Genomic DNA, 22,206 nt, shown 5'->3' on the forward strand with positions numbered 1-22,206 from the left:
TCGTCACATGAGCGATATTGAACATTCTGCTGGTGCAAAAAAATCATCACTTGACGATCTTTGGGGCGACGCGATGAGTGAACAGTTGACCACCGAAAACGGTACAGCCATGCAATCTGCAGAAAAAGAAGATGTTGTGGTGAATTTTACTGACGATTTAAATCTGGTGCTTGATATCCCGGTGAAAATGACCGTGGAACTCGGGCGCACGAAAATGACAATTAAAGAGCTGTTAAGACTTAGCCCAGGTTCAATTGTTTCTCTGGAAGGCCTGGCGGGTGAACCGCTCGATATTTTGATTAATGGTTATTTAATTGCGCAGGGCGAGGTGGTTGTCGTTTCCGATAAATTCGGGATTCGCATTACCGATATTATTACCCCTTCTGAGCGCATGCATCGGCTGAGCAGATAATGAATACCCAGACGCTGAATACTGTTGCGCCGCATACCACAGAAGCGGCGACCTTCCCGATTTCCATGGGAAATATCGTTGGATCACTGGCGCTGGTGCTGGTGATGATTGTGGCGGTTGCGTGGATTCTCCGTCGCACTGGCGTGGTTTCCCGCGTCGCTAAAGGCCATAACCTGCTGGCAGTGAAACACAGCCAGAGCATCGGTTCGCGTGAGCGGCTGGTGGTGGTTGAGGTTGATGATAAATGGCTGTTGCTGGGGGTGACGCAACAAAGCATCACGCCTCTGATGACGATGGAAAAGCAAGAGAGCAGCATGGCGATGCCGGTGATTTCTGACTTTCAGGCCTCTTTGCTTCAGTGTTTTAAACAGCGCGCCAGCAGGAGCCAGTCATGAAAAACGTCTCTCGTCTGACATCCAGAGTGATTGGCCTCGGCACCGTGCTGGCGGGGATCCTGCTGCCAGCGCACTTCGCCTGGGCGGCAAATAACGACATCATGCTTACCCATTCCGCGAATGGCGAAAGCTGGTCGCTGCCGGTGCAAACACTGGTGTTAATGACCTCGCTGACGTTTTTGCCTGCGGTGCTGCTGATGATGACCGGGTTCACCCGTATCGTGATTGTGCTCGGTCTGCTGCGCAACGCGCTCGGCACTGCCAGTACGCCGCCTAATCAGGTGCTGCTGGGGCTGGCGCTGTTCCTGACTTTTTTCGTGATGTCGCCGGTGGCTAACCGCATCTATGACGAAGCCTGGCTGCCGCTGTCGCAGGACAAAATCTCCATGGAAGTGGCGTTGCAGAAAGGATCGCAGCCGCTGCGCGCCTTTATGCTCAAACAGACCCGTGAAACGGACTTAGCGCTCTTTTCCCGCATTGCGAAAGCCGCTGAATTTAATACGCCCGAGGATGTTCCGATGAGCATTCTGGTGCCCGCGTTCGTGACCAGCGAACTGAAAACCGGCTTCCAGATTGGTTTCACGATGTTCATCCCGTTCCTGATCATCGATCTGGTGGTGGCAAGTGTTTTGATGGCGCTGGGGATGATGATGGTTCCCCCGGCGACAATTTCTCTGCCGTTCAAGCTGATGTTGTTTGTACTGGTGGATGGGTGGCAACTGATTATCGGTTCGCTGGCAGACAGTTTTTTCCGCTAAGTGAGAGAAGAGAATGACTCCGGAAAGTGTAATGTCGTTGGCGTTTCAGGCCACCAAAGTTGGGTTGCTGATTGCTGCGCCTTTATTGTTAGCCGCGCTGGCTGCGGGCCTGATTGTCAGTATTTTGCAGGCATCGACACAGATCAACGAAATGACTCTGTCGTTTATTCCCAAGATCCTGACGATTGTTGTGGTGCTGATTGCCTGTGGGCCGTGGATGCTGGCGACGCTGGTGGATTATATGCACGGTTTGTTTAGCTCGCTTGCCAGCCTTCGTTAACGATGCTTACGCTCTCTCTGGCCAGCCTGTATCCGTATGTAAATCATTACTTTTGGCCGTGCCTGCGCATTCTCGCACTACTGGGCACCGCGCCGATTTTCAGTGAAAAACAGGTTAATGCGCGCATCAAAATTGCGCTGGCGCTGGTTTCAACCTTCTTAATTGCGCCGCAGCTACCCGACACGGGCATTGCGATTGCCTCGCTGGATGGCCTGATGGCCGGCTGCCAGCAGCTCATCATCGGCATCGCGATTGGCCTCTCTGTACAGTTGATTTTTGTTGCGGTACGCCATGCCGGTGAATTAGTTGGCATGCAAATGGGGCTGTCGATGGCGATGGTCTACGACCCGAGCGGCGGTACCAATATGCCGGTGGTGGCCCGCCTGCTGAACCTGTGCGTGACGCTGCTGTTCCTCGTTTTTAATGGTCACCTCTATCTGCTGGAAGTGGTCGCGAGCAGCTTCAACGCCTTCCCGGTCAGCGCCGCGCCGATGGGCGCCACGGGGATGATGGAGATCGTCCGCGCGGGCCGCATGATCTTTCAGTACGGTTTTATGCTCGGTCTGCCGGTCATTACGTTGCTGCTGTGCCTCAACCTCACGCTGGGGGTGCTGAACCGTCTGACACCGCAACTTTCAATTTTTATCGTCGGTTTTCCCGTCTCGCTGACTGTCGGCATGGTCGCCATGTCGCTGGTGATGTACACGCTTGCCCCCTTCTTTGAAAACATGATGGCGGGCATTTTCGACACCCTTTTTATCATTCTGAAAGGGTTCGGTTAACACACGCAGGGACAATAAGCCCTGCGTTTTTTTGACAACCTACGTTCACATGAGGTGACGTAAAAACAGGCCCGGGGGCTATGAACGGAAAATTATCATTAGCAGCCGCACATGTGTTGGTTCACAGTGGGGATATTTTTGCTGCATCAGGTCTAATCAAGTTAATTAAACTCTATCGACCCAGTTTGAAGGTTTACCATATTCGCCGCGCGGAAGAGATGCGCCAGGTGAAAAATAACAAACTGCGGCTGGTGGTGGGAATTGCGACAGATGCAACCAACGTCGGAGATATGTCGCACCTGTTTGATAATATGCGCAAGGAAAAAGCAGATTTACCCTGCGTGTTATTAGGTGATAGCGATAATTCACTGTTGTCCGCATTATTTCCGGAGATCCCGGTAATAGGGCTGCATGCATCAATGACGGAAATTTTTGAGTTTCTGGCAAGCCATCTGGCGAGAAAAAAGAAACTTCCGCAACGCAGAACCCCTACTACGCCGCTGCTTACGCTGCGTCAGCGTGAAGTGCTTCGCATGCTGGCCTGTGGTGCCAGTGCGCAGCAGGTTTCGGACTCGTTGGGGATCAGCCTGAAAACAGCTTATGTTCACCGGCGTGATATTCTGATGCGCCTGAATATTTGCCCTACTTATTATCGCGGTATGTTTACCGAATAATAAAACGCGACGGCCTCGCATTTTCAGGATCTTCCTGAAGATGCGAGGCCGCCGAAAACGTTTCAAGCACTGTATTAATATTTATCCCGACGAACTCACGCAGAAGCTGACTGATTTAATCTGTCGCTTTTTTTCATGGCCCGCGATGGCGGAACACATAAGCTACAGGTAAAACCGTTAAACATATGTTCTGGCGTGGTAATAAATTTTCCTTTGCATTCGCTGCATTCGGTCTGTTTTATCATGCCGTTATCAATAAACCGTAAGAGTGTCCACGCCCGCGTGAGATCCAGTACCGGTTTTTCCTCTGTATCCGCTAAACCTTGCGCCAGATAAATACGGTATGCTTTCAGCATCAGTTCTACCGGGCGACCAGATACAGATTTTTTGATGAAACAATAAATATTATAAAAAATAGAAGAATGAATATTCTGTTCCCAGGCCATATACCAGTCCGCAGAGAACGGCAACATACCTTTTGAGGGTGAACAGCCTTTCAGTTCTTTATAAAGTTTCAACAGCTTGCGACGACTGAGGCCAGTTTCGCTCTCCAGAACCTGCATTCTGGCGCCAAAAGTGATTAACTCAATGGCGATTTGCGCGTCCCTGATTTCAGACATAATGCTTTTATCACACATCATGTCATCCCTCATGCGGCTTTGCTTTCGTTGTCTTCAGAAAGCAAATTGCTCGATAAAATAATGCCAGTATGGAAACGCTGAAGCGCATCGATACGGGATTCTTTTGTCAAACAAGCAATCAGTGCTTCATCATCAATACGCAGTCGGCTAATCAGCTGGCCGGTTGATGACAATTTAATGAGCTGCGGAAGAGATAAGCCCTTGATGGTTTCCATCGTGGTTTCGTTCAACCCGAGGTGAAAACCTGCCGCAATACTATCTTCGCGAATCAGACGCTGTGCCAGTAACAGATAGGACAGGTTCAGATCCTCAATAGACTGCATTTGCTCATTCATTTTTTGTTCGTGCATGTGTTTGCTCCTGAGAACAACATCTCAACAATCTGTTAACGATGTTTTTCTTAATTTAATAAAAGCGAGCAACCACTTATTTCGATAATAAAAAAATAAATAACAATTTAATAATAAATTAACTTCATACTACGGCGCATCATAGTGCGCTTATTGAGTAGTTTCTTAAGGGAGTATTCTTAAGACGAAAATAAGGATACACAAAAGAATGATGGCTAACAATACAATTGAAAGTAAAAAAGTAGGCATTTCGTCAGTTTAAAATGGTTGGGGGATGTTTTTCTTTTTTGTTTCAATAGGATGCATTTATTGGGTGAATGTTCCTGGTATCATTAATTTAGCTGCTCTAAATGATAAGGAAATACATTCTTATCTATTTGCTGTGTTTGCGTAAATGAAATTAAAGGCGGGGTGTTAATAAGCTTTAATAAGCTGTTATTTATTGGGGAGATATAAATTCAGATGTTGCGCGGTATTAACAAAATGCATAAAAAAGGCGATGACTGATATCATCGCCTTTGATAACGGGCTGACTTAGTTAACGAGTTTCCACGCCATTCCCCAGTTCAGACCGACGCCCGGCTCGTAATGCAACTGAGAAAACTCACCGGCCTGAGAACACCAGCCTGCAACAGCACACTCAAAGTTTTTGCCTTTATGCGTGACGATATCACCGGCTTTATACGCGGTACCAAAGACCCATTGCGGATAGCCGCCGTCATCATTGCTGGCCAGCGCCGCAACGGTGATACTCTTCGTCAGTACGCGGGATTGCGTTCCGGCTTTCACCGTGACATTCACCGCCAGCGTTTGTTGCTGGCTGGTTTTGGCGATGGTAAAGCGCTGGGAAGAGAGGCCATTGCTGCCGCCCTGCGCGCCTGCTGGCAGCGACCAGCTGTAGGTCGGTGCGCTGGTGGCAGCCTGTGCAGAAGTGACATTGCCGCTGAAGGTGACGCTGTTGCCGTTATCGGTGGAAGAGAGCGACATTTGCAGCGCGTTGATAAACGCAGCATCGGTGTTCGTCACTTCTTTCGCCGGAATGGTGATGGTCTTCGTCAGCACGCGCGATTCCGATCCGGCTTTCACCGTGACATTCACCGCCAGCGTTTGTTGCTGGCTGGTTTTTGCGATGGTAAAGCGCTGGGAAGAGAGGCCGTTGCCGCTGCCCTGCGCACCCGCTGGCAGCAGCCAGTGGTAAGACGGCGTGCTGGTCGCCGCTGTACCGGAGGTCACGCTGCCATTAAAGGTGATACTGTCGCCGTTATCCGTAGAGGAGATCGCCATTTGCAGCGCGTTGATAAACGCGGCATCGGTGTTTTGCGCTTCGCTGGTCACTTTGATGTTGTGCGTGGAGGTGGCGGTGCGCGTACCCTGCGCATAGCTGGTCGCCGTCACTTCCGCGACATAATTCCCCGCCGGCAGGCCCGTTTTGATCAAACCACTCTGATCGATGCCATTGCTGACCACCTGACCGCTCTTCAGCAGCCGCCATGCGTAGCTTGCCTGTGCAAAGTTCGCCTGCGCCTGCAGTTTTACCGGCTGGTGAGCGAGCATGCTGGTGGCACCGGTGATCGTCACCGCCGCTTTCGCGACGTTGATGGTGACATTCGAACTGGTGGACTGGCCGCTGCTGTTGGTGGCGGTCACCTGGAATACTGCCTGCGCATCACCGATATTTCCCGGCACCGTAATAATGGTACGGTCGCCGCTGGTGCTGCTCAGACGGATATTGCTGTTGCCGGAAACGAATTTCCACGCCCAGGATACGTTAGCCTGATCGCTGGTAGCGACAACCGGGTAGCTCCAGTCAAGGCTGGTAGCGACGGTATTAATCGTGCTGTGATCCACGGTGATCGTCGGTGCTTTTTCGACGCTGTTTTCACCGTCCAGCGCCAGAATCTTCGCCACCGCTCTGCCCATATCCGGTTGCGTGCCAATCTGGTTGGCGGCACCGCCCACAAGCTCGGTACCCGTCTCGCGCAGGATCTGCCGCATCTGGTGCGGGGTCACGGTTTTGCCGTGCGCTTTCGCAATGCTGGACAGGCTGGCGACGGCTCCGGCAACAATTGGGTTTGCGGAAGAGGTGCCGCTGTAGGTATTGGTATAGTTAGCATTCGTCCCCGATGCGAGGTCGCCGTAGCCGGTGGTGGTAACATAGTAGCCCCAGCTATTGCTGTCCACGCGGCTGCCGAACCCGCTGATACCTGCGCGCGTCGCATATACCGGGTTGGCCGCGCCGACCAGGATGGCGCCGGAGTCGCGGACATTGAGGTTAAACTTGCCGCCCAGCGCACTGTGATCAAAGTTAATACCGCCGTTACCCGCAGCCTCGATAACGTGCACACCCTTGTCGGTCAGCGCCTTGATCACGTCGAAGTAATCCTGGTATAACTCCATCGGCATCCAGCAGTTGTACTGGCAGCCGGTCACCTCACCACCGCTGATCTGGATCCCCACCTGCACCACATCCCCGGCCTGCAATTTGGGAATGATGTTATAGAGGTTTCCGCTGCCGGAGGCGGCGTGCGCCATCCGTACTTTATATGCCAGGCCTTTCACGCCCGCGCCGATATCGGTGGCGGCCATCACCCCAACAGAGGAGGTGTCATGATCCATCGAGGCGTAATTTGTGGAGGCGGAACCTGAGGTAAACACCGCCTTCGGCAGGTTGATGTGGTTCTGATTCCACAGGCCAATTTCATGGGACACCAGCGTCACGTTCGAACCGTCGTTCCCGGCGTACTGATTGACGCTGTCACGGTTGACGCCGCCCATGCGGCGGTTGGGGCCATACTCATTCGGCGCTTTGGCGTAATACTGCTGATCGCGATAATCGCCCACGGTAACGGCGGCGCTGCGCGTCGCCGTGGCTTCATCAAGGGCAACAGGCTCCGGCTCGGCATAAGCCACTTCAACATGCGGATTCTCTTTCAGCGCATTCACGATACCGTTGATATAGGCCACATCGCGCATTTTATCCTGCGGAATGGCGATGCGCAGATAGCGGTCAAAACCGTATTTCGCGTCCAGCGCCTGTAATTCGCTCAGCTCTGCGCCGCGCGCAGCTTTGTGCTGAAACTGTGCGCTGACGTTAAGTGACTCATCGTCCAGGTTCAGCAACGCGGGCAGCTGCTGGCGGGTCAGGCTGGAAGCGGCTTTCATTTTGACCACGATGGCCGGGTAGGCATTGCCTTCCCAGGCGGTATTGGTCTGCGGCTGACTGTCGGCAAAGACAACAGAAGAGGAGAGGGTGGCGCAAATCATCAGCGCCAGGGTAGTCATTTTCATTGCGTGTGGATTCCCTTCGTTGGGGGGCTACTTGCTGCCAAATAAAAGGGGCGGCGTGCGGGACGCCACCCTGGGTGGTTAAAAAGCGTCAGTTATGGTTTTTCCATGCCATGTTCCAGTTCAGCCCGACGCCCGGCTCGTAATGCAACTGAGAAAACTCACCGGCCTGAGAACACCAGCCTGCAACAACACACTCAAAGTTTTTGCCTTTATGCGTCACCACATCACCGGCTTTATACGTGGTACCAAAGACCCACTGCGGATAGCCGCCGTCATCATTGCTGGTCAGCGCCGCAACAGTGATGCTCTTCGTCAGTACGCGGGATTGCGTTCCGGCTTTCACCGTGACATTCACCGCCAGCGTTTGTTGCTGGCTGGTTTTGGCGATGGTAAAGCGCTGGGAAGAGAGGCCGTTGCTGCCGCCCTGCGCGCCCGCTGGCAGCGACCAGTTATAGGTCGGTGCGCTGGTGGCAGCCTGTGCAGAAGTGACATTGCCGCTGAAGGTGACGCTGTTGCCGTTATCGGTGGAAGAGAGCGACATTTGCAGCGCGTTGATAAACGCAGCATCGGTGTTCGTCACTTCTTTCGCCGGAACGGTGATGGTTTTCGTCAGCACGCGGGATTGCGTTCCGGCTTTCACCGTGACATTCACAGACAGCGTTTGCGGCTGGCTGGTTTTGGCGACGGTAAAGCGCTGAGAAGAGAGGCCGTTGCTGCCGCCCTGCGCGCCTGCCGGCAGCGACCAGCTGTAGGTCGGTGCGCTGGTGGCGGCCTGTGCAGAAGTGACATTGCCGCTGAAGGTGACGCTGTTGCCGTTATCGGTGGAAGAGAGCGCCATTTGCAGCGCGTTGATAAACGCAGCATCGGTGTTCGTCACTTCTTTCGCCGGAACGGTGACGGTCTTCGTCAGCACGCGTGATTCCGATCCGGCTTTCACCGTGACATTCACCGCCAGGGTTTGCGGCTGGCTGGTTTTGGCGATGGTAAAACGCTGGGACGCCAGACCGTTGCTGCCGCCCTGCGCGCCTGCTGGCAGCGACCAGTTATAGGTCGGTGCGCTGGTTGCCACGGTCGAAGAGGTGACGAAGCCGTTGAAGGTCACGCTGTCGCCGTTATCGGTAGTGGAGAACGACATTTGCAGCGCTTTAATAAACGCGGCGTCGTTATTCTGCACGGTTTCACCGGTCACTTTGATCGCGTGTGTCGCGGTGGCCGTACGGGTGCCCTGCGCCGTGTTGCTGGCGGTCACTTCAGCCACATAGTCACCGGCCGTCAGACCGGACTGGATCTGGCCGTTCTGATTGATGCCGTTGCTGACCACCTGGCCGTCCTTCAGCAGACGCCAGGCATAGCCTGCCTGCTCGAAGTTCGCCTGGGTATACAGTTTCGCCGGGCTGGCGGTATCCATGCTTTTCACCCCGGCAATAACAACTGCTGGTTGCGCCACCACAATCGAAACTTCCGTGGAGGTGGCTTTGCCATTGCTGTTGGTTGCCGTCACCTGGAAGCGAGCCTGCGTATTGCCCGCATTCGCCGGTACAGAGATGAAGGTGCGGTCGCTGGTGCTGCCGCTGAGGCGGATGTTGCTGTTACCGGAAATGAATTTCCACTCCCAGGTAACGTTGGCCTGATCGCTGCTGGCAACAACCGGGTAGCTCCAGGCCACATTGCTGGCAACGGTGTTGATAATGCGACGATCAACGTTGAGGACGGGGGCTTTGTCGTTTACGCCGCCGTTGCTGGTCAGTGCCGGAACGGTAAGCGTCTGCGTCAGTACGCGGGATTCAGTACCGGCGTTTACCGTGACGTTCACCGTCAGTGTCTGCGGCTGGCTGGTTTTATTGATGGTGAAACGCTGCGAAGGCAGGCCGTCAGAGCTGCCCTGTGCGCCCGCTGGCAACACCCAGCTATAGGTCGGTGTGCTGGTCGCCGCTTGTGTGGAAGTGACGTTGCCGTTGAAGGTGACGCTGCGTTCGTTATCGGTGGCGGAAATCGCCATCTGCAAGGCCTGAATGAAGGCAGCATCGTTGTTCTGTACCGCTTCACCGGTCACGCTAATGCTGTGGCGGGTGGTGGCCGTACGCGTGCCCTGCGAGGTATTGGTGGCGGTCACTTCTGCCACATAGTTGCCCGCAGGCAGACCGGCTTTGATCTGGCCGTTCTGATCGATGCCGCCAGTCACTGGCTGGCCATCTTTCAGCAACTGCCAGGCATAGCTTGCCTGCTCAAAGTTGGCCTGCGCGAACATTCTGGCCGGGCTGTTGGTGTCCATGCTGTCCACGCCGACGATAACCACTGTCGGCTGTGTAACAACGATCGTGACGTCGGTGGTGGAGGATTTACCGCTGCCGTTGGTCGCCGTCACCTGGAAACGCGCCTGGGTATCGCCCACGTTGGCCGGGACGATAATCGAGGTGCTGTCGCTGCTGGTATTGCTCAGGCGGATGCTGCTGTCGCCGGAAATGAATTTCCACTCCCAGGAGACGTTAGCCTGATCGCTGCTGGCGGTCACCGGATAGCTCCAGCTCGTGCTGGTGGCAACGGTATTGATGGTGGCGCGATCGACGCTGATAACCGGCGCTTCACCGGAGATGACTTCGCCGTCCAGCTCAAGGATCTTCTCTACCGCTCTGCCCATATCCGGCTGGGTGCCAATAAGCGTGGAGGTATTGCTCGCAAGCGGAGTACCCGTGTCATGAATGATGTCGCGCATCTGGCGCGGAGTAACGGTTTTACCGTGCGCTTTAGCGATACTGGAGAGGCTGGCGACGGCCCCGGCGATAATCGGGTTAGCCGACGAGGTGCCGCTGAACTGCCAGGTGTAGGTTTCGTTGGCATTCGGTCTGGCGAGATCGCCATAGCCGGTAGTGGTGACATATAAACCCCAGCTTGCGCTGGTGACGCGGCTGCCGTAGTTACTGAAGCTGGCGCGCATGCTGTCTACCGGGTTGATTGCACCCGCAAGAATGGCACCGGAATCGCGTTTTTTGACATCGAACAGGCCGCCGAACGCGCTGTTGTCGAGGTCAACATTGCCGTTGGCGGCGGCTTCAATCACGTGTACGCCTTTGTCCGTCAGCGCTTTCAGCACATCGAAGTACGCCTGCTGGCTTTCGAGCGGCAGAGCGCACACGTCGGCACAACCGGCCTGCTGACCACCGGAGATCTCAAAGCCAATCTGCACCACGTCCCCGGCTTGCAGGTGTGGAATAGCATTATAGAGTTGATCGCTGCCCGCTGCGGCGTACGCCATACGTGTATTCCAGGCCAGGCCTTTCACGCCCGCACCGATATCCGTTGCCGCCATGATGCCCACCGATGCGGTGTCATGGTCCGTCATCGCCTGGTTGTTATTTGGTGTACCCAGAATAAAGGCCGCTTTGGGCAGGTTAATATGGTTCTGGTTCCACATGCCCAGCTCATGGGACAAGATCGTGACGTTGGAACCGTCATGACCTTCAAACTGATTTACGCTATCGCGGTTCACGCCGCCGAGGCTGTAGGAGGGGGAAGAGTCATTCGGCCCTTTGGTGTAATACTGCAACGAGCGATAATCGATAACCTTCAGTTGCTTCGCGGTGCGCCCTGTTTTTACAGCGTCGTGCGGCACCAGTTCCGCTTCCGGATAAACCACTTCGACGTTGGCATTTTGTTTCAACTCTTCGACGATGCCATTGATATAGGCGATATCACGTTTGCGTTCGTCCGGAATAGCAATGCGCAGGTAGCGGTCAAAACCGTATTTCGCATCCAGCGCCTGCAACTCGCTTATTTCTGTCCCGCGTGCGGTGGCGTGCTTAAATGCCGCGTTAACGCTAAGAGAGGGATCGTCGAGCGTTAACAGCGCGGGCAGTTGCTGACGAGTGAGGCCCGGGGCGGCCTTCATTTTGACCATAATGGCCGGGTAAGTATTGCCTTTCCACGCGATCTGAATAACCGGAATATTTTCCGCCAGCGCAGAGAAAGAGGGGAGTACTGCGCAGATCAGTAACGCCAATGATTTAATTTTCATTGTTTCAATTGTCCATAAATTATGTTTTCCCGATGCGGGAGTATTATTCTGAGGGGGTAGGCGTATGAATATGGGAAATAGCTTCGATAATGGTAGGGTTATGAAGCTACTGGTAAGGAGACTGGCGATTTGGTTAAGCGGTTTTTATTTGTCTGTGAGAGTATTCTGTATTTTTGTTACGGCATGGAAAGAACTGTTTAATATTATTAAAGTTGATTTATTTTCTCCATATTATTTATTTGAATTATATTGAAATAAATTGAAATATCGCCAAAGCAATTATCTTCATAATTTCATGTGAGTTTAACGGGATATAACCGGCGACAGGTTTTCCCTCGCCGGATAGTAGCGACTCTTTTCCCGTCCACCAGAAGAATTCAATGAAAACGAACGTATCCCCGAGCAATGGCTCCCGCTGGCTCAAATGGCTAATAGTGTTGATTTTGGTGTTGATTGCAGCCGGTGTGGCGTGGCGTCTGCTGCCTGTGGGGAAAGGGCCGGGCGGCGATTTCCCTCCGGGCGGCGGTCCCGGCGGGCCGATGGCGAAAAGGGGTGCCGGAACCACGCTGGTGCATAGCGGTACAGCAAGCGTGGCGGATGTGCCGGTTTATCTGAATGCGCTCGGCACCGTGATCCCCAACGCGTCGGTCACTGTCACCAGCCGGGTGGATGGGCAACTGGAAAAGGTGTTTTTCACCGAAGGGCAAAAAGTGTCAGCCGGGCAGTTGCTGGCGCAGATCGATCCGCGTACTTACCAGGCGACGCTGAAACAGTACCAGGGCGAATTAAGTGAAAACAAAGCGTTGCTGCAAAGCGCAGAACTGACGCTGGCGCGTTATCGCAAGCTGTATGCGCAGGACTCGCTGGCGCGCCAGGATCTGGATTCGCAAATCGCTACCGTTGGCCAGTATCGCGGCGCAGTGGCGTCCGACGAGGCGCAGATCGCCAGCGCGCAACTGAACATTGAGTACGCGCGGATTACCGCGCCGGTCAGCGGGCGCGTCGGCCTGCGGCTGGTCGATCCGGGCAATATGGTGCAAAGTTCCAGCACTACCGGGCTTGTGATCATTACCCAGATGCAGCCCGCAGCGGTGACCTTTAGCGTGCCGCAAAGCGATATTCCTGAACTGACGAAAACGCTGCACAGCGGCCAGACGTTACCTGCGACCGCTTTCGATGCCGACAGCAACAGCGTGCTGGACGAGGGCGCGGTGAAATTCATCAGCAACCAGATCGACACCAGCACCGGTACGGTGACCCTGAAAGCGCTGTTCCCCAATCAGAACGAAGCGCTGTATGCCAACCAGTTTGTCAATCTGCGCTTGCAGACCCGCGTGCTGAAACAGGCCACGGTGGTGCCGTCGCAGGCGCTGCAACTGAGCAGCGATGGCACTTTTGTCTGGCTGATCAACAAAGACAATACCGTTACCCGCAAAGTGGTAACGACCGGCCCGGCCTGGCAGGATAACCTGCAAGTGGTGCTCACCGGCGTTACGCCGGGCGACAGGCTGGTAACCGAAGGGATCGATCGTCTCAGCGCGGGCAGCAAAGTGTCGGTTGTGGATGAACGCCCGGCAACAACGGCGGCGGCCCGCGCGAAATGAACCCGTCCCGTCTGTTTATTCAACGTCCGGTCGCCACCATTTTGCTGATGGTCGGCGTGCTGATCAGCGGCATTTTTGCTTACCGTTTTCTCTCCACCTCAGCGTTGCCGCAGGTTGATTACCCGACGATTCAGGTGACCACGCTTTACCCTGGCGCCAGCCCGGATGTGATGGCCTCGTCTGTTACGTCGCCGCTGGAGCGCCAGCTTGGGCAGATGGCGGGGCTCAGCCAGATGACCTCCTCCAGTTCCGGCGGTTCGTCGATCATCACCCTGAAATTCTCGCTCGATCTGTCGCTGGACGTTGCCGAGCAGGAAGTGCAGGCGGCCATCAATGCCGCCAACAATTTGCTGCCGAGCGACCTGCCGAACCCGCCGACCTACAAAAAGGTGAACCCGGCGGATAACGCCGTCATCACGCTGGCTGCCAGCTCGGATTCCTTACCGCTGACCAGCGTGCAGGATCTGGTCAACACCCGCGTGGCGCTGAAACTGTCGCAGATTTCCGGCGTCGGTATGGTGACGCTGGCAGGCGGCCATCAACCGGCGATTCGCGTGCAGATGGACCCAAAAGCGCTGGCGGCGCACGGCCTGACGCTGGAAGACGTCAATACGCTGATCGGTGATAGCAACGTTAACGGCTCGAAAGGCGGCTTTGACGGCCAGTACCATTCGGTCACCATCGATGCCAACGACCAACTGCGCACGGCGCAGGAGTACGGCAATCTGATTCTGACCTATCAGAACGGTGCCGCGCTGCGTCTGAAAGACATTGCCCATATTGAGCAGGGGCCGGAAAACAGCTTCCAGTCGGCGTGGGCCAATAACAGCCCGGCGATTGTCATCAGCGTGCAGCGCCAGCCCGGCGCGAATGTGATTCAGGTGGTGGACAACATCAAAGCGCGGCTGCCGCAGCTTCAGGCGGCGCTGCCGGACGGCGTGAAGATGAGCATTCTTTCGGATCGCACGCAGACCATTCGCGACTCCATCAGCGATGTGCAGTTTGAGTTGATGCTGTCGATCGCGCTGGTGGTGATGGTGACCTTCCTGTTTCTGCGCAGTGTGGCGGCAACGCTCATTCCGAGCATCGCGGTGCCGCTGTCGCTGGTGGGTACGTTTGGCGTGATGTACCTCGCCGGTTTCAGCCTCAATAATCTGTCGTTGATGGCGCTGACCATCGCCACCGGGTTCGTCATTGACGATGCGATTGTGGTGGTGGAGAACATTTCCCGTCGGCTGGAGGAGGGCGAAACGCCGATGCAGGCGGCACTGAAAGGCTCGCAGCAGATTGGCTTTACCATCATCTCGCTGACGTTTTCGCTGATTGCAGTGCTGATCCCGCTGCTGTTTATGGGCGATGTGGTCGGGCGGCTGTTCCGCGAATTCGCCATTACGCTGGCGGTCTCGATCCTCGTTTCGATGCTGGTGTCGCTAACCCTGACGCCGATGCTCTGCGCTTACCTGCTGCGGCATATTCCGCCGGAACAGCAGTCGCGTTTTTCCCGCAAGGGCGAGGAACTGTTTGACCGCTTAATTCATCACTACGACCGTCTGCTGACCGTGGTGCTTAACCACCGCAAGTTAACGTTGCTGGTGGCGCTGGCGACCTTTGCGCTGACCGCCGTGCTCTATATCGCCATTCCGAAAAGCTTCTTCCCGGTGCAGGATACCGGGCTGATTCAGGGGGTGACCATTGCCTCGCAGGACGTGTCGTTCAATGAAATGGCGAAGCGTCAGCAGGCGCTGGCGAAAGTGATATTGCAGAATCCGTCGGTGGAGAGCCTCTCGTCAACCATCGGCATTGATGGCAACAACACCAGCCTCAACAGCGGACGGTTGCAGATCAACCTGAAACCGTTCGCTGAGCGCAGCGATAAAGCGCCAGTGGTGATCAAACAGTTGCAGCAGGCGGCGCAGCAGGTGGTGGGCATTCAGCTCTATCTGCAACAGGCGCAGGATCTGACGGTCAACGACCAGGTGACGCCCAGCCAGTATCAGTTCACCCTTGACGATGCCGACAGCGAAAATCTGCTTACCTGGGTACCGAAAATGGTGGCGGCGTTGCAAAAACGCCCGGAATTTAACGGCGTGGTCAGCAATCTGCAATCGCAGGGGCGGGTGGCGTATGTATCGCTGGATCGCGATAAAGCCGCCCGCTTTGGCATTACCGCTTCCGATGTGGATACGGCGCTGTATAACGCGTTTGGTCAGCGGCTGGTTTCGACCATTTTCACCCAGTCGAACCAGTATCGCGTGGTGCTGGAAGTCGCGCCGCAGTATCAGCAATCACCGGCCTCTTTTGATGATGTCTGGCTGCAACCGTCAACCAGCAGTGCCTCTTCGTCATCAGACAGCAGTTCGACCAGCACTTCGTCGTCCACCAGCAGCAGTTCGACCCGCTCAACCTCAAGCAGCACCAGCGGCATGGTACGGCTGACTTCGATTGCCACCATTCACCAGCGTACCGGTTCGCTGATGCATATGCGCCTGAACCAGTTCCCGGCGGCGATGATTTCGTTCAATCTGAATGACGGTTATTCGCTGGGGGATGGGCAAAAAGCCATTGCTGCGGTGAGCGAGCAGTTGCAGTTGCCTTCCAGCATGACCCTGCGCTACCAGGGGGAAACCGACGCCTTCCAGAGCGCCACCAGCAATACGCTGTGGCTGATCCTCGCGGCGCTACTCACCATGTATGTGGTGCTCGGCATCCTGTATGAAAGTTTTATCCATCCGGTGACCATCCTCTCCACGCTGCCATCGGCGGCGGTGGGCGGTTTGCTGTCGCTGATGCTGGCCGGATCCGATTTCAGCCTGATTGCGCTGATCGGCGTGATCCTGCTGATCGGCATCGTGAAAAAGAACGCCATTATGATGATCGACTTTGCGCTGGAAGCCGAATACAAGCAGCGGCTCAGCCCGCGCGAGGCGATTCATCAGGCGTGTTTATTGCGCTTTCGACCGATCATGATGACCACCATGGCGGCGCTGCTTGGCGCGCTGCCGCTGATGCTGGCTTCCGGTTCGGGCGCGGAACTGCGCCAGCCGCTGGGGCTGGTGATTGTTGGCGGGCTGGTGGTCAGCCAGATGCTGACGCTGTTTACCACGCCGGTGATCTATTTGTGGTTTGACGGCCTCGCCACGCGCGGTAGCCGCTGGATAAAACGTCGGCAGCAGGCGAAATCATGAACCTGACGCGTCTGTTTATCTTCCGCCCGGTCGCCACGCTGCTGATCACGTTGGCTATCCTGCTGCTGGGGAGCCTCGGATACCGGCTGTTACCGGTCGCGCCGCTGCCGCAGGTCGATTTCCCGACCATTATGGTCAGCGCCAGCCTCGCCGGTGCCAGCCCGGAAACCATGGCGGCCACCGTTGCCACGCCGCTGGAGCGATCGCTTGGGCAGATCGCCGGTATTACTGAGATGACCTCCAGTAGCTCGCAGGGATCGGCGAGCATTGTTTTGCAGTTCGATCTCGACCGCGACATCAACGGTGCCGCCCGTGACGTGCAGGCGGCAATTAATGCCGCGCGTAGCCTGCTGCCGAGCAGCATGGAATCCTTACCAACGTACCGCAAAGCCAACCCGTCTGATGCGCCGATCGTGATGCTGGCGCTCACCTCCGCGACGCGCTCGCCGGGCGAACTCTACGATCTGGCGGAAAGCAAAATTGAGCAGGCTATCGGGCAGGTGAAAGGCGTTGGGGAAGTGTCTTTGATGGGCAGCGCCTTGCCCGCGGTGCGCATCGATCTGCAACCGCAGCGTCTGACGCAGTACGGTATTTCGCTCGACACCGTGCGCAAGGCTGTCGCCAACAGTACCACCAATCTGCCGAAAGGCATGTTGCAGGGCGATACGCAATCCTGGGTGGTAGATGGCAACGGCCAGCTCGACAAAGCCGCGCAGTACCGCTCGCTGATCATTACCTATCAGAATGGCAAAGCGCTGCGCCTGAGCGATGTCGCCAACGTCTATGACTCGATCGAAGATAAATACCAGGCCGGTTTCCTCAACGGCAGCCCGTCGGTGATGCTGGGCATCAAGCGCCAGGCGGGCGCGAATATGCTGGAGACCATCGATGCGGTGAAAGCGCAGCTCCCGCAGCTTGAGAAAGATCTGCCCGCAGATACGCAGCTCAAAGTGGTGGTCGACCGTTCAGGTACGGTGCGCGAATCGCTGTATGACACCGAAGAGACATTGCTGATCGCCGTGCTGCTGGTGATCGCGGTGGTGTTTGTGTTCCTGCGCAATGCGCAGGCGGTGCTGATCCCGGCGTTGGCGCTGCCGGTATCGCTGATTGGCACCTGCGCGGTGATGTATCTGCTCGGTTACAGCCTCGATAATCTTTCATTGATGGCGCTGATTATCTCCACCGGCTTTGTGGTTGATGACGCGATCGTGGTGCTGGAGAACATTGCCCGCCATATCGAAGAGGGGCTTAGCCCGTTACGTGCGGCCCTGCGCGGCGCGCGTGAGGTCAGTTTCACTGTATTGTCGATGACCGTTTCGCTGGTGGCGGTGTTTATCCCTATCCTGCTGATGGGCGGCATTATCGGCAGGCTGTTCCGCGAATTCGCCGTAACGCTCAGCGTGGCGCTGCTGATTTCGATGTTCGTCTCCCTGAGCCTGACGCCGATGTTGTGCTCGCGGCTGCTGAAAGCCAAACCCGCCGTTGGTGAACGCCGTCATCCGCTGTACCGCTGGATTGAAAATCAGCTTAACCGCCTGCTGACGGCCTACTCGCGGCGGCTGACGTGGGTGATGGCGCATCAGAAAGTGGTGATGTTAAGCCTGCTGCTCACCGTCATACTCAACGTCTTTCTCTACAGCGTGGTGCAGAAAGGTTTCTTCCCCGATCAGGACACCGGGCTGCTGATGGGCGCGGTGCGTGCCGATCAGAATATCTCCTTCCAGGCGATGGAGCCGAAAGTGCAGATGTTCACCAAACAGATCGAGGCCGATCCGGCGGTGGACAGCGTGATGTCATCGATGGGCAGCGGCATGTTCGGCTCACGCAACAGCGCCAACTTCTTTGTCCGGCTGAAGGATTTTAGCCAGCGCGACGCCACCGCGACTGAAATCGCCAACCGGCTGAGCCGGCAAACCAGCCACGTGCCCGGTGCGCAAATGTTTCTGATGGCGGCGCAGGATCTGCACATTGGCGGGCGCAGCGCCAACGCCAGTTATCAATACAGCCTGCAAGCTGACGATCTTGATTTGCTGCGCGAGTGGACGCCAAAAGTGCAGGCGGCACTGGCGGCGATCCCGCAACTGAACAGCGTGGATTCCGACTCGCAAACCGGCGGCCAGGAAGTGGTGTTGCAGATCGACCGCGATCGCGCCAGCCGCCTCGGGGTTAACGTCAGCATGCTCGATACCCTGCTGAATAACGCGTTCAGCCAGCGGCAGATCGCCACCCTCTATCACACGCTGAACCAGTACCACGTGGTGATGACGCTCGCCGATAACTACACCCGCGATCCGGCGATATTGCAGGAACTGTTCGTGATTAATGACGATGGCGACCGCGTGCCGCTGGCGGCGTTTGTCTCGATTGTCAGCGGGAATGCGCCGCTGTCGGTGGCGCACCAGGGGCAGTCGGCGACCAGCACAGTGGCCTTTAACCTCAATGATGGCGTCTCACTGGAGCAGGCGCAGAGCCTGATTAAAACCGCGATGGCGAAAATCGGTCTGCCCGCGTCGATTCAGGCCGGGTTCCAGGGCACGGCGAAAGCTTATGAGGAACTGGCGGCCACGATGCCGTGGCTGATCGTCGCCGCGCTGGCGGCGATCTATATCGTGCTGGGCATGCTGTACGAGAGCTACATCCATCCGCTGACGATCCTCTCCACGCTGCCGTCGGCAGGCGTTGGCGCGCTGCTGCTGTTACTGCTCAGCAATACCCAACTGACGGTGATCGCCCTGATCGGCATCATCCTGCTGATTGGCATCGTCAAGAAGAACGCCATCATGATGATCGACTTCGCGCTGGACGCCGAAAGGCGGCTGGGGATGACACCGCAGCAGGCGATCGTACAGGCCTGCCTGATGCGCTTTCGCCCGATCATGATGACCACCCTTGCCGCCTTTTTTGGTGCCTTGCCGCTGGCGCTGGGCAGCGGCGGCGATGCCGATTTACGCAGCCCGCTGGGGCTGGCGATTGCCGGTGGTCTGGCGCTCAGCCAGCTACTGACGCTGTTTACGACGCCGGTGGTTTACCTCTGGCTCGATACGCTTAGCCGCGCGACCCGCCGTCAGTGGCGTCGTCTGCGCCATGCAGGATCCTGATTGATGAAAATGTCGTTACGTCTGACTCCGGTCATCTTATTGCTGCTTGGCGGCTGTACCGTCGGCCCGGACTATCAGCGCCCGTCGATGGCGCTGCCGGTTCATTACAAAGAGGCGCGCGGCTGGCAGCAGGCGACGCCGCAGGATAGCGCAAGCAAAGGCGAGTGGTGGGCGGTGTACCGCGATCCGCAACTCGATGCGCTACTGCGCCAGGTGAGCCTCTCCAACCAGAACGTCGCCAGTTACGCCGCGCTGTACCGCCAGGCGTTAGCGCTGGCGGCGCAGTCGCGCGCCGGGCTATTTCCCTCCGTCAGTTATGACGCCAGTACCACCCGCAGCAGCAGCCATAGCAACGGGCAGCGCAGCACCGGCAATGCGCACCAGGCGGAACTCAGCGCCAGTTGGGAACTGGATCTATGGGGGAAACAGCGACGCACGCTGGAAGAGAACCGCGCCAGCGCCGAAGCCAGCGCGGCTGAGCTGGCAAACATGACGCTGAGCGCACAATCCGAACTGGCGCAGGACTATTTCGAACTGCGGGTGATGGACGAAAAAATCGCCCTCTACCAGCGCAGCGTTGCCGCTTATGAGCGCTATCTGACGGTTATCAACAATAAATATCAGGCTGGAAGCGAATCGCGCGGTACGCTGGCGCAGGCGCAAATGCAGCTCGAAAGCGCCCGCTCGACCGCGCAGGACTACCAGTGGCAACGCGCGCAACTGGAGCACGCCATCGCCATTCTGCTGGGCAAAGCGCCTGCCGATTTCAGCCTGCCGGTGGCAAAACTCAACGCCACCATGCCCGCTATTCCGCAAACCTTGCCCGCCGGGTTGCTACAGCGCCGACCGGACATTGCCGAGGCCGAGCGTAACGTCGCCGCGGCCAATGCGGCGATTGGCGTGGCGGTGGCCGGTTATTACCCGGATCTGAGCCTAAGCGCTAGCGGCGGCGTCAGCGCCTCCGCTATTCAGAACCTGTTCTCACTGCCGAACCGCGTCTGGTCGTTGGGGCCATCGCTGAGCGGGACGCTACTCGATTTCGGCGCGACGTCTGCACAAGTCGATCAGGCGCGCGCGACGTATGACAGCAAAGTCGCGACCTACCGGCAAACGGTGCTGGAGGCGTTGCAGGAAGTGGAAGACGAGCTGGTGGAACTCAATACCTTACAAGGAGAAATCGCCGCGCAGCAGCGCGCTTCCGATGCGGCGCAGGAATCCGCACGCGTGACCCGCAACCAGTATGAAGCCGGGATGATTGATTACCTCGACGTGGCCACTACCGAAAACAGCAGCCTGAGCGAGCAGCAGAGCCTGTTGGCGCTACAGAGCACGCAGTGGGTGGCGAGCGTCGAACTGATTGCCGCGCTCGGCGGCGGCTGGCATGCCAGCCCGTCCGAATAATGTTTTGTTTTACCTGTGATGTCCCTGAGGAGTGGATATGAAAAAAGTGGTGTTTGCCGTGCTGATGTTAACCAGCGCTTGTGCGCTGACCGGTTGTATTGGTCCCTGGGGACCGTGGGGACCCGGCGGCGGTGGCCCTGGCGGTGGCGGTCACGGCGGTGGTGGTATGTATCAGGGGCCGGGAATGCGCTAATCAACGAACAAAAGGCGCAGGATGCGCCTTTTTTCGATGAGTTACGTAGGGTAAAGCAAAAAGATCACTCTTTTTGTTTTTTTGCCACGTTATCAATTAAGTCCGGCACAAAACGTTCAGAAAAACCAGCGATAAAAGACATGCAGATAATGGCCTGCATATTTCCTTTAATTAAGGGAAGAAAGAGATCGGACATTACGCCAAGTAAAACCAGCACGCCGAAAGAGGCACCAATAATTAAACGAGAAATACTTTCGCAATATAAGCCGTAGTTGCTGACATAGCCGTCGGATTCTACTGTTTTATTTCGTTGTAAGCTCGACACCATTGAGCCAACGACGCCTGCGCCGGCACACAAAAAATAGGTTGTCAGATCCGGAAGCCACCAGGAGAGGAAAAAAGCAATAGCGATAAACATCGCGCTTACGCTGGCATTGGTGATAAACAGCCATAGTTTAAGGTGTGATTGCACCTTCGCAGCGACAAAGGTTCTCACCTCATCAAAACAGGCTTTGATTTCCTGTGGATTCTCTTTTGAGAAGGCCATAGACAATGCTGCTCCGAGCTTACTGGCAATAGCTTCGCTATAGCTTTCATTAAGGCATTGTTCCGCCATTGAATTTGTATTCTCAAATTCAGCCTGCGCAAGTTTGACATGTTCTGAGGGGGTACGACCATGCCACCAGGTAACGGTGTTTTTTCGTGTGATGTAGATACAATATTGTGCACTTCTTATAACTATTTTTTTTATCTCGCCTTTGTTTTTTTCGTAATACTCATATGCATCTTTGTAGAGTTGGGCAATAGTTTGTTCTTCCTGCGCTCTTAGGCTACTGTTCAATGCACTGGCGATAAGTCTGTAAGCATTTATAGCATTGTGTTTAGTCAGGTTAATCGATATCAGACTGTTTAATCGACAAAACTCTGCATATGATTTTTTTGCATGATCCGGTATATGATTTATAAACCATGATAGTTCATCCCTGGGGTTTAAATAGATAATGAATTTATCCGTCCGATGCAATTCGGTGGCAACTTTACTGATATCCACATGGTAATTTCGCCTGTAGTAGGCGGCATCATCTTCAATAGTGTTGTTTTGCGGTGGGTTAGTCTCTTCATTCATCATTGCT

Annotated in this window: 16 protein-coding genes; 11 read left to right on the forward strand and 5 right to left on the reverse strand. The window is 55.8% G+C overall.

Annotated elements, in window-relative coordinates:
• Positions 1-7: 7 nt before the first annotated feature.
• The 6 genes from fliN to AWR26_RS06155 all read left to right on the forward strand — a co-directional run bounded on the left by fliN (position 8) and on the right by AWR26_RS06155 (position 3,301).
• Complete coding sequence (gene fliN, locus AWR26_RS06130; RefSeq protein WP_064564347.1) at positions 8-412, forward strand: flagellar motor switch protein FliN; 405 nt, start codon at positions 8-10, stop codon at positions 410-412.
• Positions 412-807 (forward strand): flagellar biosynthetic protein FliO, encoded by a 396-nt coding sequence (gene fliO, locus AWR26_RS06135; protein WP_064564349.1) that lies wholly within the window; start codon positions 412-414, stop codon positions 805-807. Before fliN ends, fliO begins: the two co-directional genes overlap by 1 nt.
• 101 nt (positions 808-908) lie before the next feature.
• Positions 909-1,565 (forward strand): flagellar type III secretion system pore protein FliP, encoded by a 657-nt coding sequence (gene fliP / locus AWR26_RS06140; RefSeq protein ID WP_269467843.1) that lies wholly within the window; start codon positions 909-911, stop codon positions 1,563-1,565.
• A 13-nt stretch (positions 1,566-1,578) separates the two neighbouring features.
• On the forward strand, positions 1,579-1,845 hold the full coding sequence (gene fliQ, locus AWR26_RS06145) for a flagellar biosynthesis protein FliQ (protein ID WP_064564353.1): 267 nt from the start codon (positions 1,579-1,581) through the stop codon (positions 1,843-1,845).
• 2 nt (positions 1,846-1,847) lie between these two features.
• A complete protein-coding gene (gene fliR, locus AWR26_RS06150) occupies positions 1,848-2,627 on the forward strand; it encodes a flagellar biosynthetic protein FliR (RefSeq protein WP_043952596.1) in 780 nt (259 codons plus the stop codon).
• Between the two features lie 80 nt (positions 2,628-2,707).
• A complete protein-coding gene (locus AWR26_RS06155; protein WP_074922539.1) occupies positions 2,708-3,301 on the forward strand; it encodes a response regulator transcription factor in 594 nt (197 codons plus the stop codon).
• A gap of 95 nt (positions 3,302-3,396) precedes the next feature.
• Here the strand turns inward: AWR26_RS06155 and flhC are convergent, their stop codons facing one another.
• The 4 genes from flhC to AWR26_RS06175 all read right to left on the reverse strand — a co-directional run bounded on the left by flhC (position 3,397) and on the right by AWR26_RS06175 (position 11,592).
• Positions 3,397-3,939, reverse strand: a complete 543-nt coding sequence (gene flhC, locus AWR26_RS06160) for a flagellar transcriptional regulator FlhC (protein ID WP_064568966.1) — start codon at positions 3,937-3,939, stop codon at positions 3,397-3,399.
• An 11-nt stretch (positions 3,940-3,950) separates the two neighbouring features.
• Positions 3,951-4,292: a flagellar transcriptional regulator FlhD gene (gene flhD, locus AWR26_RS06165; RefSeq protein WP_043952598.1), complete on the reverse strand. Its 342-nt coding sequence runs from the start codon at positions 4,290-4,292 to the stop codon at positions 3,951-3,953.
• 534 nt (positions 4,293-4,826) lie between these two features.
• Positions 4,827-7,580, reverse strand: coding sequence for a carbohydrate-binding protein (locus AWR26_RS06170; protein ID WP_064564357.1), 2,754 nt, complete (start codon positions 7,578-7,580; stop codon positions 4,827-4,829).
• A gap of 88 nt (positions 7,581-7,668) precedes the next feature.
• The gene (locus AWR26_RS06175; protein ID WP_064564359.1) at positions 7,669-11,592 is read right to left on the reverse strand and encodes a PKD domain-containing protein; all 3,924 of its coding nucleotides are present in this window, start codon (positions 11,590-11,592) and stop codon (positions 7,669-7,671) included.
• A 380-nt stretch (positions 11,593-11,972) separates the two neighbouring features.
• Here AWR26_RS06175 and AWR26_RS06180 point away from each other — a divergent pair, with 380 nt between their 5' ends.
• From AWR26_RS06180 to AWR26_RS06200, 5 genes are read left to right on the forward strand one after another with little or no spacing between them, the layout of a single operon-like run.
• Positions 11,973-13,196 carry an MdtA/MuxA family multidrug efflux RND transporter periplasmic adaptor subunit gene (locus tag AWR26_RS06180; protein ID WP_064564361.1) on the forward strand — a complete coding sequence of 408 codons (1,224 nt, stop codon included), beginning with the start codon at positions 11,973-11,975 and terminating at the stop codon, positions 13,194-13,196.
• Positions 13,193-16,381, forward strand: a complete 3,189-nt coding sequence (locus AWR26_RS06185; RefSeq protein WP_064564363.1) for an efflux RND transporter permease subunit — start codon at positions 13,193-13,195, stop codon at positions 16,379-16,381. Before AWR26_RS06180 ends, AWR26_RS06185 begins: the two co-directional genes overlap by 4 nt.
• Positions 16,378-19,479, forward strand: a complete 3,102-nt coding sequence (locus tag AWR26_RS06190; protein WP_064564365.1) for a multidrug efflux RND transporter permease subunit — start codon at positions 16,378-16,380, stop codon at positions 19,477-19,479. Before AWR26_RS06185 ends, AWR26_RS06190 begins: the two co-directional genes overlap by 4 nt.
• A gap of 9 nt (positions 19,480-19,488) precedes the next feature.
• Complete coding sequence (locus AWR26_RS06195) at positions 19,489-20,880, forward strand: efflux transporter outer membrane subunit (RefSeq protein WP_064568967.1); 1,392 nt, start codon at positions 19,489-19,491, stop codon at positions 20,878-20,880.
• Positions 20,881-20,917: 37 nt separating this feature from the next.
• On the forward strand, positions 20,918-21,073 hold the full coding sequence (locus tag AWR26_RS06200; protein WP_167351141.1) for a hypothetical protein: 156 nt from the start codon (positions 20,918-20,920) through the stop codon (positions 21,071-21,073).
• Between the two features lie 64 nt (positions 21,074-21,137).
• On the opposite strand, the gene AWR26_RS06205 is transcribed toward AWR26_RS06200, so the two are convergent.
• Complete coding sequence (locus AWR26_RS06205; RefSeq protein ID WP_064564366.1) at positions 21,138-22,202, reverse strand: hypothetical protein; 1,065 nt, start codon at positions 22,200-22,202, stop codon at positions 21,138-21,140.
• Positions 22,203-22,206 lie beyond the last annotated feature (4 nt).

Origin of the sequence: Kosakonia oryzae (assembly GCF_001658025.2) — a bacterium.
Taxonomy (GTDB): domain Bacteria; phylum Pseudomonadota; class Gammaproteobacteria; order Enterobacterales; family Enterobacteriaceae; genus Kosakonia; species Kosakonia oryzae.

What these genes read in the sequence shown, in the direction of transcription:
- flhD (WP_043952598.1), bottom strand. Translation starts at nt 4,292, where the DNA reads ATGCACGAACAAAAAATGAATGAGCAAATGCAGTCTATTGAGGATCTG.
- AWR26_RS06200 (WP_167351141.1), top strand. Translation starts at nt 20,918, where the DNA reads ATGAAAAAAGTGGTGTTTGCCGTGCTGATGTTAACCAGCGCTTGTGCG.
- AWR26_RS06185 (WP_064564363.1), top strand. Translation starts at nt 13,193, where the DNA reads ATGAACCCGTCCCGTCTGTTTATTCAACGTCCGGTCGCCACCATTTTG.
- AWR26_RS06195 (WP_064568967.1), top strand. Translation starts at nt 19,489, where the DNA reads ATGTCGTTACGTCTGACTCCGGTCATCTTATTGCTGCTTGGCGGCTGT.
- AWR26_RS06190 (WP_064564365.1), top strand. Translation starts at nt 16,378, where the DNA reads ATGAACCTGACGCGTCTGTTTATCTTCCGCCCGGTCGCCACGCTGCTG.
- fliQ (WP_064564353.1), top strand. Translation starts at nt 1,579, where the DNA reads ATGACTCCGGAAAGTGTAATGTCGTTGGCGTTTCAGGCCACCAAAGTT.
- fliP (WP_269467843.1), top strand. Translation starts at nt 909, where the DNA reads ATGCTTACCCATTCCGCGAATGGCGAAAGCTGGTCGCTGCCGGTGCAA.
- AWR26_RS06205 (WP_064564366.1), bottom strand. Translation starts at nt 22,202, where the DNA reads ATGATGAATGAAGAGACTAACCCACCGCAAAACAACACTATTGAAGAT.
- fliN (WP_064564347.1), top strand. Translation starts at nt 8, where the DNA reads ATGAGCGATATTGAACATTCTGCTGGTGCAAAAAAATCATCACTTGAC.
- AWR26_RS06155 (WP_074922539.1), top strand. Translation starts at nt 2,708, where the DNA reads ATGAACGGAAAATTATCATTAGCAGCCGCACATGTGTTGGTTCACAGT.
- fliR (WP_043952596.1), top strand. Translation starts at nt 1,848, where the DNA reads ATGCTTACGCTCTCTCTGGCCAGCCTGTATCCGTATGTAAATCATTAC.
- AWR26_RS06180 (WP_064564361.1), top strand. Translation starts at nt 11,973, where the DNA reads ATGAAAACGAACGTATCCCCGAGCAATGGCTCCCGCTGGCTCAAATGG.
- AWR26_RS06170 (WP_064564357.1), bottom strand. Translation starts at nt 7,580, where the DNA reads ATGAAAATGACTACCCTGGCGCTGATGATTTGCGCCACCCTCTCCTCT.
- AWR26_RS06175 (WP_064564359.1), bottom strand. Translation starts at nt 11,592, where the DNA reads ATGAAAATTAAATCATTGGCGTTACTGATCTGCGCAGTACTCCCCTCT.
- flhC (WP_064568966.1), bottom strand. Translation starts at nt 3,939, where the DNA reads ATGTGTGATAAAAGCATTATGTCTGAAATCAGGGACGCGCAAATCGCC.
- fliO (WP_064564349.1), top strand. Translation starts at nt 412, where the DNA reads ATGAATACCCAGACGCTGAATACTGTTGCGCCGCATACCACAGAAGCG.